Raw genomic sequence first — 12,500 nt, 5'->3', positions numbered from 1 at the left:
GCGCTGGTCCCACGGCGCCAACGGCTTCACTCCCGGCTCCACCGGAGCAGCCGCCTGGCTCTCACCGCTCTCGGGCGACGCTGCGTCCGGATCGACGATGTAGAGGCCCGGGCGGGCCGGGCCCTCCTGTCCCTCTTCCTGGTGCTGGTCAGATGCGGGCTGCGGCACGACGACCACCTCCCACCTTCTGCCGATGGCAGCGGCTACAGGTCCGCGGCGGCACGCCGCCCTCCCGTGGAATCTCGATCGACCGGCGACACACCACACACCGCGCACGGACCTGCATCACCGGTCACCGCCAGCCGTAGGAGCGGCGGCCTGACGCTGGGCGGCGCGGGCCTGCGACCGCTCGGCCTGACGCTGCTTGACCCGCACCGCCTTGTGAGCGGCGGCTTCCTGGACCTCGTGGAGCTCGACGAACAGATCGGCGAGGTCGTCGGCGATCCGGTCGATGCGTCGTGTCACCTCCGGGGACACGGTCCCGGTTTTCGGCAGCGTCGCTCGCACGGCGGCGAACGCCGCGATCAGCCGCTCGACCGGCGTGGACGCCTGCCCGTAGGCCGACACGAACATGTCCCGGCGGACGCGACCACGCCGCAACACCGCATCCGCCCGCCGAGCACTCAAAGCACGCAGACGATCCGTCCCCGACGATGTCGCCATCAGGCCGCCACCGCCCAATTATCAACCGCCGCAGCAGCGGCGGCGATGTCCGCGTGCCGCTGAGCGGCGCGCTCCTCACGAGTGGTGCCGCCCCAGACGCCGTACTGGCCCGTCGCCGCGGCCCACTCCCGGCATGCGACACGCACCGGACAACCGGTGCACACCAGCCGGGCCTGCAACACACCCAGCTCAGACACCGGGAAGAACACCTCGGTATCCACACCAAGACAGTGCCGACCCGGATGGGACGACAACTCGGACGGGACCGGGACTCCAGTCCCCGGATCGTCGTCAAAGACAGGACTACGCTCGACCACGTGGGCCACCTCTTCATGCTCGGGGTGGTCTACAAGGGCCTCGGCGGAGGAACAGTCCGCCGGGGCCCGACCACTGAGATTCAATGTGTGCGATGCGAGCGACGCTCTCCTCACATCAGCCAGCCTCAGCTTGCAGCGGTCGAGACCTCGAGTCAAGGGGGCACGAGAGGAAAGTCGCCCCAGTCCGAGCTGCCTCGCGAACGCGGAGAGAATCCACGTTCGCCTCCGCTCGCTCGCGCGAGTTGACGACCAGCACCGGGAAGTCTGCGGGCGAGGCGCTCGAACCGAGTCAGCCCGCGAAGGCCGGACCACGCGCTGGTCGACAACGAGACGGCGACGCATAGAGGTCGAGCAGAGACAGTCAACGAATACGACGGGAGGCTTTGTGACTTCGGTCCGGAACAACTCTTGGGCTCGACTCGGCGAGCATCTGCGAAAGTATCGAATCAGAGCCGGAATGTCCGGCCGGGCGCTGGCTAACACCATTGGATGCGACCAGTCGCGAGTCAGTCGGATTGAATCCGGAAAATCGCACATCACCAAACAGGAGGCGCGGAAATGGCTTCACGCAACAGGGTCCGATGGCGCGCTCAAAGTAATACTCGATGGCATCGACGCGGCAATAGAAGAAACGGTGAAGAAGACACGCGATTCAAGGCCGCGCGGGTGGCAGTCACAGCGAGGTGACATCGAGTCTATCGAAATCGAGGCATCGCTCATTCTTTCCTGGCAGAGCTCCTTCGTGCCGGACCTCCTTCAGTCAGCTGCCTACATGCGACACTTTTTTCGATCGACCACTGGACACTCAAGGCGATACACCGCCACTCAGATCGCAAGTCGCATCGACCGGCAAGATATCCTATATGGATCACGGCGGAAAGTGGAGATCGTCATGGTCGAATCCTTGCTAAAGCAGCAGTTTGGTGGCGCCTATGTAATACTTGACCAGCTAGACAGGATCATCTCGCTGGCTAGGCACAGACTGGTCGATCTTGCCGTCCTGCCCAATAATGTCAACTTCGATTCAGCATATGGATTGGACGCGGTCATCTACATGGCCCCCCACGAGGCCGCCGACAACTTAGTCATCAAGTCGGACAGGAGACGCCCCATCGAGAACCAGGTGGTTGTGCAGCAGCATATCGACCAGTTCCGCGCCTACCAGGGCCACAGCCTGCGGGGCGACCAGGCGATCGAGTTCGTCGAGGGCCTCGCTCGTGAGATGAGCGACGGCCAGACCAGACCCGGTGATCCTGCCGCCGGCCGTGACGGTGGGTGATTGTCCAGTTGTCCGGTGGACAACGAGCCCGGGCGTGCTAAAGTGCGTCCTACGCGCGCGCGAGCCCGGGCGCGCGTAGGACGCCGAAGTCCAGCTGCTTGTCCAGTCTTTGTCCAGTGGTTTGTCTGCCTGCTGGACAAGCACGGAGAGTGACATAGACAAGCGCAGCGCCTTCTCTGCACCCCCGGCTCGCACTCGCACCCTGCGAGCGGCTCGCACTCGCCACTCGCACCCCGGGCTCGCACTCGCACCCCGGGCTCGCACCAGGGCCCCGGCAAAGTCGTGATGGGTGGGTCCTGAGCTGCGGTGATGTGGGGGGTGGGGGTGGGTGCGGACACAGGCTTGGCGTGATCATGAGGGTGTCGAATCCTTGCTCACGTCAGGAAGCCTGTGTCCGCAGTGTCAGTGTCTCCGATCGTTGCTGCTCTGGAAGGCCTGGAGGTCGGTCCTGACGCGGGGAGAGCCGCGCCGGTCGGTGAGGCGGCGGGGTTGTCGCTGGTGGAGGCCCTGTCGCGAGTGCCGGACCCGCGGAAACCACGCGGTGTCCGCCACGGTGTCCTCGCGGTGTTGCTACTGGGGGCGTGCGCGGTGTTGGCGGGGGCCCGGTCGTTCACCGCGATCGCCGAGTACGCCCATGACGTCGGCCGCGCCGTGCTGGACGTGCTCGGGGTGGGCGCGGTCGCTCCGCACGAGTCGACCATCCGCCGGGTCCTGCAACGGGTCGACGCCTCGGCGCTGGAGGCGGCGTTGCAGTCCTGGGTGTTGCCCCAGCTCAGCGCCCAGCCGGCCCCGGAGGGCACACCCCGGCGAGAACAGCGTCGCGTGCTGGCCTTGGACGGCAAGACCCTGCGCGGCGCCCGCGTCCGTGCCGCCGACGGCAGGGTCTGGCTCCCGCATCTGGTGTCGGTGCTCGACCAGACCAGCGGTGGCGTGCTCGGCCAGGTTCAGGTCGCAGAGAAGGGCAGCGAGATCACCGCGTTCACCGCGCTGCTCGACCCCCTCGACCTCGACGATGTACTGGTCACCGCGGACGCTCTGCACACCCAGCGAGCCCACGCCGACTACCTACACCGCCGCGGCGGGCACTACCTGATGACGATCAAAGCGAACCAGCCCACGCTGCTGGCACGGGTACGGGCGCTGCCCTGGACCCAGATCGGCGTCGCTGATCGTCAACGCGGGCGTGGGCACGGCCGCGTCGAGACCCGCACGATCAGCGTGGTCAGCCTGCACCCCTGTCCCGACCTGGGCGCAGAGTTCTTCCCCCACGCATCCCAGGCGATCAAGCTGGTGCGCCGGCGTCGCCCACTGCGGCCTGGCGGGAAGTGGAGAACCGAGACCGCCTACGCGATCACCAGCCTGACCAGCACCGACGCCGATCCAGGACTGCTCGCCCGCTGGATCCGTGGGCACTGGTCGATCGAGAATCGCCTGCACTGGGTCCGTGATGTCTGCTTCGACGAAGACCGCGCCACCGCCCACACCGGTCACGCCCCGCAGGTCATGTCGGCGTTGCGGAACCTCGCGATCACCGCGCTACGCCTGCACGGCGTCAGCAACATCGCCGCAGCACTCCGCCACCACGCCCGCGACCCCCATCGACCACTGACCACCTACAAGATCATCTAGCGACTTTGCCGGGGCCCTGGGGCTCGCACTCGCACGATATACCGGGAGGGTATATAGTGAGGTGTATTCGGTCGTCCTACTGGGGAGTGTTGATGTTTTTGCCGCGTCGTTTCATGTCGGAGCCGCCGTTGTCGCCGAGTGCGGCGGGGTTGCGTGCGTTGCGTGCGGTGCGGGAGGTGATTGAGGTGGAGGAGATTCAGGGGCCGGGGGTGGTGCAGCGTGCTGTTGATTTGATTCATGTTCATCGGGTGGCGTACGAGGCGATTGATCCGGCTTTGTATGTGGCGGTGCGGGGGACGCGGTCGGTGACGTTCGAGCGGATGGCGGAGTTGGCGGGGATGTCTCGGTCGACGGTTCAGGTTCGGGTGGATAATGCTGATCCGTTGAGGCCGTCGCGGGCGGAGAAAGGGCGTGAGTATCGTAGGCGTGCAGCAGCACGCCGCGGCGAGGATGAGGACCTGTGATGACTGTTCGGGAATTCCCTGCTAGCGCTACGGATCGGTGGGCGCAGCATGCCCGGGATCGTCGCGAGTCCCGTGTCCTGGACGCGCAGTTGGCTCAGGACGCGGCGGATGCTGCCGTGCAGCGGCGGATTGCTGCGGAGGATGCTCGGACAGAGCGGCGCCACAATGCTCGTGCCGCCACGGCGCAGTTGAATGCCGAGCAGCGGCAGGCCCGGGCTGATTCACGGCGTGCGGCGCGTGCGCGGGTGTTGGGGTGGGTGGATGCGCATGTGATCGAGTTGTTGATTTATCCGATTGCGGTGTTATCGTTCGCATTGGCTGCTCCGGCGATGGCCGCCTACGGCACCCGGATATTCGGCGTGGGCGGTTTCCTGCTGGCGGGTATCACGGAGCTGGGGATGTGGGCGTTCGCGATGGCGGTGGTCGCCGCCCGGCGCCGTTACCCGGACCGTCCGGTGCTGGGGTTGCAGGCCGGAGTGGTCGTGTTCTCGGCGGGGGCGGCGGGGATGAACCTGCTCCACGGGGTGACCAAGGCCGGCGGCGGTTGGGAGACCGGGGCAGTGATGGCGGTCGTGTCGGTCGCGGGGATCGTCGCCCACCAGCTCACTCTGGCGGGGGCTCCGCGGACGCGGTCGGAGCGTCGTGCGGCGCGGTTGGCGGCGCGGGTCGCGGCGAAGCTGGACCGGGCCCGGCATGCCGCGGTCCGGGACGCGGTCACCGTGATCGACACCGCCGGGGCGGCCCGGCTGGTGTATCGCGACGGCGCCTATCAGCTTCGCCGGCGGCGACTCGTCCTGCCGACCGAGACCGTCGAGAGCGCGGCAGTCGAGAGTGAGCAGGCCGGGTCGTCTGCTCAGCGTCGTGTCGCGGTCGTCGAGACCGGGGGCGCGCCGGGTCCGGTCGATACAGGTGCTCCGGTCCACCGCGAGACCGCGGCGGGGGCCCGGGCCGACGTCGACTCGCTGCCCCGCGTCGACGCAGCCGAGTCTGAGACCGGCACCGAGACCGACGGTGAGGTGACAGTGGTGCTCCCGGTGGTCCATCCGGGCACCGTGCTTGATGTTGAGGAGTCGACGTCGACGCTGGAGGCCGATGCGGGGACGACGAAGCTGGCCCAGGCCGAGGCGCTGCTGGTCCAGGCGTGGGACCGCGGTGAGGAGCCGACGTTGTCGGAGATCGATCGGTTGATCGGGGGCAGCCGGACCGCGACAAATGCCAAGCGCAGCCTGCGCGATCGCGGTGTCCTGCCCCCCTCCGAACGCGCTACCACCAGCGATCGGTCGACGGACGGCCGTTCTGGGCTGGCGAGCGTGAGCGCGCTGCCCGCACCCAGCAAGCCTGCATGACCAACCGCAGGTGACCGGTTCCGCGGCGTTCAGCGCCAGGTCATCGTGATGACCAGCATCACGGCGACAATGACCAGGCCGAGGACCATGAGTGTGAGCCACGGTCCGGTGTCCGGCCGGGCCGTGGATGAGGTGGCAGCCGATGACGTGGCAGTCCTCGTGGGCGGCTGAGCTGCGGCACGAGGTCGGGCACGGTCGTGTGCCAGGGCGTCGTGCAGGGCAGCACGGTTGAACACCACCGTGTCGGCGGTAGCCGCGGCTTCAGCGGCGGCGCGGTCGGGGCCGGACATCCAGATCGGCCAGGGCAGCCGATCGCCACGGGGATCACGGATGGCGAATCTGTCCGGTTGTGCCTGGTTTGTCTGGTTATCGCCATGCTTTCGGGTTGAGTCGTCGCCGTTGGCCGGTCGGGGCCGGGCTGGTGTTGGTGCTGGCTTGGAGGCGGGCGCGGGTGGCGTCGAGCAGTGCGCGGGTGTCGGCCGAGATCGGGGCGCGGGTGTCAGCGGCGGCGTGGGCGGCTCGGCGTTGTTCGTCTTCGGTGATGCGGTCGGTGGCCGGGCGGTCGTGGTGACAGCGCAGTGGCGGGTCGTAGGAGCCGCCGGCGGGGTCGTACGGGGCGAGGACATAGCCGTACTCGTCGCATTCGGGACAGGCGTCCCGTTCGCTACGGGCTCGCTGCGCGGCCTCAGAGCGCTTCTGAGCGGCTTCGGCGACCTGGAGGTCTCGGAGTGCCTCGTGATGCTTGCGGACGGCTCCACAGCCGCCACAGGGCCGATCCTGGGGGTCCGGTGCGGCGAGGTGTCGGGCGCATTTCCAGGTCTCGGGCCGGGCCGGGTCCGGAGCATCAGCGACCGCGGGCATCGCGGCGGGGACCGCCGGGCTCGTGACCGGGGTCGGGAGCGGGGCGGCGGTCGGGTGCGCGGCCAGGGCGGTGGAGAGCTGCGCGGCGACCTGGGCCAGCGCCGCGGTCACCGCCCCCAGCTCGCTCACCAGCGCCGCCTCAGCGCCGCCTGCTGCCGGGGCCGCGATCGGGGACTGCGCCGCGGCCGGTTCCGCCGCGGGTGCGGGTCCTGGCTCGGGGGCAGGGCTCTGGGGGGGCGTGGACGGGCCCGGGGACTTCGGCAGCCGGGCGATTCGTACGCGCTCGCGCTCTCCCCCCTTCGGGTCGTTCAACTTCGGGTCGTTCTGTGCCGGTTTTTCGGCAGACCCATCTGCCGCAAAATCGGCATATCCCCCCAATGCTAACGACTCGTCGTGTCCCCCGTTTGGGGGATCTGCCGATTTTTCGGCATACCCCCTGCGACCTGCGGGTTCTTGACCGGATCGGGTCGTGCCGTGGCTTACGGCGGCGGTGGTGGTGGTGGTGCGGCGGCGCGCCCGCGTCGCGCCGCGGTTGGTGGCGGGGCAGGAGCAGGCGGTCTCGGCCGCCGGGGGCGGGGGTCCGGCGGGCCGTGCGGCGAGGGCCTTCGCGGTGGCTTCGGCGTCCTCGGCGGCGACGAGCGCGGCGAGTTCCTGGGTGCTGGCCAGGCCGGTGTAGCCGGGCGGTGGGGCCTCGTGGACGGTGTAGATGTTGCGGCGCCCGGTCGCGGTCGCGACGGTCTCGACATCGACCGCGCCGATCTCGACGAGCTCGGCGATCGCCGCACCCACGGTGTGGGCCTTGGACACCCCGAGGCCGCGGGCGAGGAGCCGCTGCCCCGGCCAGGCCCGTTCATCACCGCGCTGGGTGTTCACGAACGACCGGAGCAGCACATAGGCCTGGATCGCCCGCGGTGACACCCCGGACAGGGCCACCCAGTCCCCGACCGTCGTGTACGGGAACTTCCGACCTGGCAGGTACTCATCCCCCACGTCCCGCTCGCGCCGAGACCCGGGCATCGACAGGGCGCGAGCCGCCACCGCCACCGCAGCCGCCCGTGCGCCACCGCGATCACGCAGGCCAGCAGCAGAAGACGAAGCACCTACCGACGAGTACCGCTGGTCGAGGTCGAGGTCGAGGTCGAGGTCGAGGTCGAGGTCGAGGTCGAGGTCGACTCGGTTTGCAGTCATGGATACAGTGCTCCTGCTCAATCGCTGAGTGCGGTGGCTGCGGCGCCCGGGTCTCGGGAAAAGAACAGGGCGCCGCAGTCATGGACTGTGAGCAGACAGTAGCGGTCGAAGGTCCCGTCGGAACCTCCCGCATGGCCTACTCCGGGATCGTGCTGGTCCACCGGGCCTACGCCGCCCGCGCCGCAGCCGAGACCGCCCCGCCCGCAGCCGCGCCGTCACCCGAGTCGACCAGGTCGCTGTCCAGGCCTCCCGTTGCGAGGTAGTCGCCCGCGGCGGCCTCCAGATCCCGGCGCCCGTCAGTGGCGGGCGCCAGCCAGTAGGTCGCGCAATCGCTACAGACCAGCGCCTCGACCATGCCGAACGCCAGCCCTGACTTCGGTCACTTGTCTTAGTGCTTCGCCGCGGGCTGACGGAGCGCGTCGAGGAGGGCCTGTTTGTCGGCGGGGACGGCGGGCGGGAAGGTCTGCTGGGTGCCGTTGATGGCGATGGTGGCCGAGCGCAGTGGTCGGAGCTGGCGGACGACGTTGCGGATGGTGAGCCCGGTGCGGTTCTGGATCTCGCGGGCGACTGCGAGGGCGGTGAACACGATGGTCAGGTGCGCTTCGATGGACTGGCGTTGGTGGTGGAACATCGGGCGGGCGCGTAGGTCGGTTTTGCTCATCCGGAAGGACTGCTCGACGTGCCAGAGGTCGTGGTAGTCGCCGATGATCTCCCCGGCCGCTGCGCCGCCGGCCGGGATGTTGGTCACGTAGCCCTTCAACCCGACCAACCGGTATGCCCGAGCCAAGGAGGCCTCGTCCAGGGCGCGGGAGCCGTTGGTGACCTTGACGAACCGCGGTGTGCGCGCGGGCTTCTCGCCGGCGATGACCTCGCGGGCCCGGTTCTCCTGCAGGGTCAACGTGCGCCGGTCCCGGACGGCCCGCTTCGTGGAGTAGGCCCAGACCGCCCGCCAGGATCCCGGATGCTGGTTGGGGTTCCAGACGGGCTCGGCCTTGACCTTCGGGCTGTTCTCGCTGCGCCCGGTGCGGCGGTCGCGTGGTGTGAGGGTGTCGATGATCTGCCCGTCGACGAAGGCGTCGCCGTGCCAGTGGAAGTGCGACTCCAGGTCAACCGGGGCCTTGGTGAGTCGGGAGCCGACGATGAACCGCAGGCCGGCCTCGTCGAGGTCGCGCAGGTTCGCGGCCGAGAGCATCCCTGCGTCGGCGACCACGACCATCCCGCCCGGCTCGACCGGCAGCTGGTGTCGGGCCCGGAAGGCCTCGATGATCGGCAGGATCGTCGCGGTCTCGGTCTTGTTGCCCTCGAAACAGCCGATCTCGAGGGGGAACCCTGCGCGATCGACCAGCAGCCCGACGACGACCTGCGGGTCGACCCGGCGTTCCTTGGAGAACCCGACCTTGCGCAGGTCGTCCTCCTTCTCCGCCTCGAAGTAGAGGGTGGTGACGTCGTAGAGACACAACGACACATCCCCACTGCCACGGGCGTGGGTGAAGCAGGCCCTCGCGATCTCGTCGCGGTAGCTGCGCCCGGTGCAGCGCAGCAGGGTGCGGCGCATCGTCTTTTCGCTCGCCGCGGTGACGCCCAGACCGGCCAGCACCCGACCGGTGTCCAGGATGGACGTGGGCTCGACGATCCGGGCGATCACCAGGTCGCGGAACGTGTCATCAGCGACCTCTGCGAACCCGAGGCCCGCGTAGACCTCGGCGAGGATGTCGAACAGCACCCGCGACCCGGTCGTGATCACCTGCGGCGCACCCACCCGCCGGGTTGTGGTGCTCGGGGCGCGCCGCGGCATCTGGCCGAACAGCCCCTCCTGCGTGGCACCGCCGGCCGCGGTGGGCGCGATCAGCTCGGCCCGCCGGGGTGACGGCGCGACGCCCAGATCCAGGGCCTGCTGTGCAGCGTCGTCGATCAGCCCACGGGCCTGCTCGACCAGCAGGCCCAGCTCGGCCTCGGTGTGCGCTGACCCGACATGGGCCACGATCCGTCGATGGCCCTGCACGGACTCGGCGATCTGGACCGCGGTCGCCCCGGAGGCCGTCCGTACCCGCCTCACCCACGCCACCTGACCGAGCGTAGAGCACCGAATTAGTGCCTCACACCGCTCCCGCGCAAACACATCACCGCAGCTCAGCGCAGTACAAGCTGCGAAACCAGGCTCGGGTGACCAAAGTCAGGCCAGCGTCCGCGGCTGGTGGTCGCAGGTCGGGCACCGGTAGCTGCTGGTGGTGTCGTCCCACCGCAGACCGTTCACGCCGGTCGTCGCGCTGGCGGGGAAGGTCAGGTAGCTGCTCATGCTGCGGCGTCTCCATCCTGTGCGGTGTCGTTGTCGGTGCGCGCCCGGCGTGGTGGTGTGAAGCCGAGTTCGCCCAGGCGCCAGGTCAGCTGACCGGTCGTGTACTCAGCCCGGCCGCTGTCGGCGGCCGCGCTGGTGCCGACGTCGACGTCGGCACCAGCGTCGGCGGTTGTCTCGGTGGCTGTGTCGACGGGTCGTGGGCGTGGTTGCCATCGCCAGGTGCCGCCGCGGTGGTCGTGTCGTCGTCGCATCACTGTTGGTCCTCCTGCGGATCGGTGAATTGGCTGGTCAACGGGCTCACGCCGCCCGCCCGGTGGCGGCGCGTTGGCGGAGTCGGGCGCGGAAGACGGTGGTGTCGACCAGCTGGGCGGTGACGTGGCCGTCGGCGACGAGGACGTCGTGTTGGTCGACTGCGGTGACCGCGAACACGGATCTGTTGCCGGTGGTGCTGGTGCGCCGTGCGGTGACGTGGAGGCGGTCCCCGGGGGTCGACGGCGCCCGATGCGCCACCTCCACCTTCATGCCGACCGGGCCTGTCCGGCCCGGGCGCGCCGCCGCAGAGAGGTCAGACACGGCGCCTCCAGGAGGCCGATGAGGTAGCCGGTCGCGAACACGTGCTCCCCACGGCGGAATGCCCCGAGGTGTGGGTGCAGGTCGGGGACGAGCTGGTCGTGGGGGACGACGTAGAACAACGACACGACATCGCCGCTGCTGTCGCCGCCTGTCCAGATTTGTCCGGTTGTGTCTGGTTGTGTGTGGATGGTGGTCACCATCGGAAGAGGTCTCCTTGCAGGTAGAAGGTCCAGTCGTCGGCGGTGAAGCCGTGGCTACCGGTGCGCAGGTGATACGACATCCCGGGCCCGCGATAGGCCCGGTCCGGCGCTGGCGGCCACGTGCTGTCGGGGAGCCCGGTGCCGGGCAGTCCGTAGCGCGCCCACGCCTGCTCGGCCGCGGTGTAGGCGGCGTGCTCGCCTTCAGGGTCGGCGGTGTCGTCCTCGGTGGCGCTCGCGACGACGAGCCGGCCGGGGGCGATGAGTGCGAGGAGCTGGTGTTGGTCGACGGGCAGGGTGTCGGGCCGGTCGGCGTAGGCGCGGTAGGTCGGTGGGAACCAGTGCGGGAACGCGCTGGTGAGGGCGTCGATGGTTTCGCCGCGTCCGGTGTCGGCGGGTTTCGCGCCGCCCGCGCCGGAGTTGTTGGAGATGACGACGGGGAAGCGGGTGTCCTGGGCTCCGGCCCAGAGCGCGGCCTTGCCGCTGCGGGAGTGTCCGATGACCGCGACGCGGGCCGGGTCGACCCCGAGCGCGGTGTCGTCGTCGGTGTGGAGGTAGTCCAGGGCTCGGGAGGCGGCCCACGCCCAGGCCGCGATCGTGCGCCCGGCATCGGAGGGCAGCTCGGCGTCTGGGTGGTGGAAGGCGTCGATGACGCCGTCGCGGAACCGGCCGGGGTCATCCTGTGCGACCTCGCCCGCGTCGAGGGCAGCGAGTGCGTATCCGGCGTCGACGATCTGCCTGACCGGGGCGTAGTCGCTGGTGGAGCCGGTGTCGGTGACGGTGCTGCGGTGGTCGATGAGCAGGAACGTCCCGCGGACCTCTCGCCCAGCCGGTGTGAACAGGCGCAGGGTGAACCGGGCGGTCCCGGCCGGGCCGGTCACGGCGATGACGACCTTCTGCCCGGCCACGTCCCCGGAGGTGCTGAGGTCGGTGGTGTTGTAGGTGACCGCGTCCGGGCGGGGGAGCGGATGTCCGTAGACGTGTTCGGCGAACGCGTGGAGGAGCTGCGGGCGCTGCTGGGTCTCCCACCGCCCGACCGGTGAACCGTCCTCGTTCCGGGCCTCGTCCTGGTCGGCGTTACGGTGCTCGGGTGGGGCCGCCGCGGCGGCTGCGGACTTCGTTCTCATTACCGTGGTCGCGGCGGCGGCCTCACCCGTGGTGAGACTCAGGCTCGCCGCGACGGCGAGAGCGGTGACGACGCGCCGGGCTCGGGTCATGACGCTGCTCCCGCCGCAGCAGCCGCGGGCGCCGTGGCCGGCGCGGCCGCGGGGACGTGGACGCGGCGGATGTGGGTGACCTGGTCGGCCCAGTCGGACAGTGGCTGTAGGACGACGCCTCGGGTGGTGTCGTAGGCGTTGATGACCAGGCCGTGTCCGACATACATGCCGTTGTGCCGAGGATTGCCCGTGCTGCCGAGGGATCCGGGGATGAACACCAGGTCCCCGGGCGCGATGTCCTGGATGGGCACTGGTGTCCCGGCGTGTTTCTGGCTGACCATCCCTGCTGGGAGCGCGACACCTGCTGAGGCCCAGGAGGCGAGCATGAGTCCGGAGCAGTCGAACCCGTCCGGGCCTGTCCTCCCTCCCCACACGTAGGGCTTGCCGAGCTGGGCCAGGGCGTAGCCGACCGCCGCCCGCGCGACCGGGTCGGCGGGCGCGGTGAAGCCCGGCGGGAGCGTCGTCGCATC

General features: G+C 69.5%; 16 protein-coding genes (1 of these 16 running past the window's edge). 4 read left to right on the top strand and 12 right to left on the bottom strand.

All coding sequences use genetic code 11. The features are described from left to right. From KPL57_RS08165 to KPL57_RS66105, 3 genes are all read right to left on the bottom strand, one after another. On the bottom strand, positions 1-177 hold the 5' end (the start) of the coding sequence (locus KPL57_RS08165; RefSeq protein WP_226351112.1) for a hypothetical protein. Its footprint begins 267 nt before the window's first position; 177 of the gene's 444 nt are visible here — the first part of the coding sequence; its start codon is at positions 175-177; its stop codon lies off the left edge, out of view. Between the two features lie 108 nt (positions 178-285). Next, positions 286-567: a hypothetical protein gene (locus tag KPL57_RS08160; protein WP_226351111.1), complete on the bottom strand. Its 282-nt coding sequence runs from the start codon at positions 565-567 to the stop codon at positions 286-288. A 95-nt stretch (positions 568-662) separates the two neighbouring features. Beyond that, the gene (locus KPL57_RS66105) at positions 663-884 is read right to left on the bottom strand and encodes a WhiB family transcriptional regulator (RefSeq protein WP_308252825.1); all 222 of its coding nucleotides are present in this window, start codon (positions 882-884) and stop codon (positions 663-665) included. On the opposite strand from KPL57_RS66105, the gene KPL57_RS08150 reads away from it, so the two are divergent. The 4 genes from KPL57_RS08150 to KPL57_RS08135 all read left to right on the top strand — a co-directional run bounded on the left by KPL57_RS08150 (position 820) and on the right by KPL57_RS08135 (position 5,698). Beyond that, on the top strand, positions 820-2,259 hold the full coding sequence (locus tag KPL57_RS08150) for a Scr1 family TA system antitoxin-like transcriptional regulator (protein ID WP_308252824.1): 1,440 nt from the start codon (positions 820-822) through the stop codon (positions 2,257-2,259). The genes KPL57_RS66105 and KPL57_RS08150 overlap by 65 nt on opposite strands. 405 nt (positions 2,260-2,664) lie before the next feature. Then, positions 2,665-3,888, top strand: a complete 1,224-nt coding sequence (locus KPL57_RS08145; RefSeq protein ID WP_226350739.1) for an ISAs1 family transposase — start codon at positions 2,665-2,667, stop codon at positions 3,886-3,888. A gap of 92 nt (positions 3,889-3,980) precedes the next feature. Then, positions 3,981-4,352 (top strand): hypothetical protein, encoded by a 372-nt coding sequence (locus KPL57_RS08140; protein ID WP_226351108.1) that lies wholly within the window; start codon positions 3,981-3,983, stop codon positions 4,350-4,352. Positions 4,353-4,441: 89 nt separating this feature from the next. Continuing rightward, positions 4,442-5,698 (top strand): hypothetical protein, encoded by a 1,257-nt coding sequence (locus KPL57_RS08135; RefSeq protein ID WP_226351107.1) that lies wholly within the window; start codon positions 4,442-4,444, stop codon positions 5,696-5,698. A 366-nt stretch (positions 5,699-6,064) separates the two neighbouring features. Here KPL57_RS08135 and KPL57_RS08130 read toward each other — a convergent pair whose 3' ends face one another. From KPL57_RS08130 to KPL57_RS08095, 9 genes are all read right to left on the bottom strand, one after another. Then, a complete protein-coding gene (locus KPL57_RS08130; protein ID WP_226351106.1) occupies positions 6,065-7,747 on the bottom strand; it encodes a hypothetical protein in 1,683 nt (560 codons plus the stop codon). A 166-nt stretch (positions 7,748-7,913) separates the two neighbouring features. Then, entirely contained in the window at positions 7,914-8,102 is a 189-nt protein-coding gene (locus KPL57_RS08125) for a hypothetical protein (RefSeq protein WP_226351105.1), read from the bottom strand. 33 nt (positions 8,103-8,135) lie between these two features. Beyond that, on the bottom strand, positions 8,136-9,812 hold the full coding sequence (locus KPL57_RS08120; protein WP_226350710.1) for an IS1634 family transposase: 1,677 nt from the start codon (positions 9,810-9,812) through the stop codon (positions 8,136-8,138). Between the two features lie 108 nt (positions 9,813-9,920). Continuing rightward, positions 9,921-10,043 carry a hypothetical protein gene (locus KPL57_RS66100; protein ID WP_264197875.1) on the bottom strand — a complete coding sequence of 41 codons (123 nt, stop codon included), beginning with the start codon at positions 10,041-10,043 and terminating at the stop codon, positions 9,921-9,923. Further along, the gene (locus KPL57_RS08115) at positions 10,040-10,294 is read right to left on the bottom strand and encodes a hypothetical protein (RefSeq protein WP_226351104.1); all 255 of its coding nucleotides are present in this window, start codon (positions 10,292-10,294) and stop codon (positions 10,040-10,042) included. Before KPL57_RS08115 ends, KPL57_RS66100 begins: the two co-directional genes overlap by 4 nt. 46 nt (positions 10,295-10,340) lie before the next feature. Beyond that, positions 10,341-10,565, bottom strand: a complete 225-nt coding sequence (locus KPL57_RS08110) for a hypothetical protein (protein ID WP_226351103.1) — start codon at positions 10,563-10,565, stop codon at positions 10,341-10,343. Next, positions 10,562-10,816 (bottom strand): hypothetical protein, encoded by a 255-nt coding sequence (locus KPL57_RS08105; protein ID WP_226351102.1) that lies wholly within the window; start codon positions 10,814-10,816, stop codon positions 10,562-10,564. The genes KPL57_RS08110 and KPL57_RS08105 overlap by 4 nt, the downstream gene beginning before the upstream one ends. Then, positions 10,810-12,030, bottom strand: a complete 1,221-nt coding sequence (locus KPL57_RS08100) for an acetylxylan esterase (protein WP_226351101.1) — start codon at positions 12,028-12,030, stop codon at positions 10,810-10,812. The genes KPL57_RS08105 and KPL57_RS08100 overlap by 7 nt, the downstream gene beginning before the upstream one ends. Further along, a partial coding sequence (locus KPL57_RS08095) for a C40 family peptidase (RefSeq protein WP_226351100.1) occupies positions 12,027-12,500 on the bottom strand: 474 nt, incomplete at its 5' end. The genes KPL57_RS08100 and KPL57_RS08095, both read right to left, overlap by 4 nt.

It is taken from the genome of Pseudonocardia sp. ICBG601, assembly GCF_020496245.1.
The sequence above is the reverse complement of the archived record's forward strand: the minus strand, read 5'-3'. Positions and strand labels throughout refer to the sequence as shown.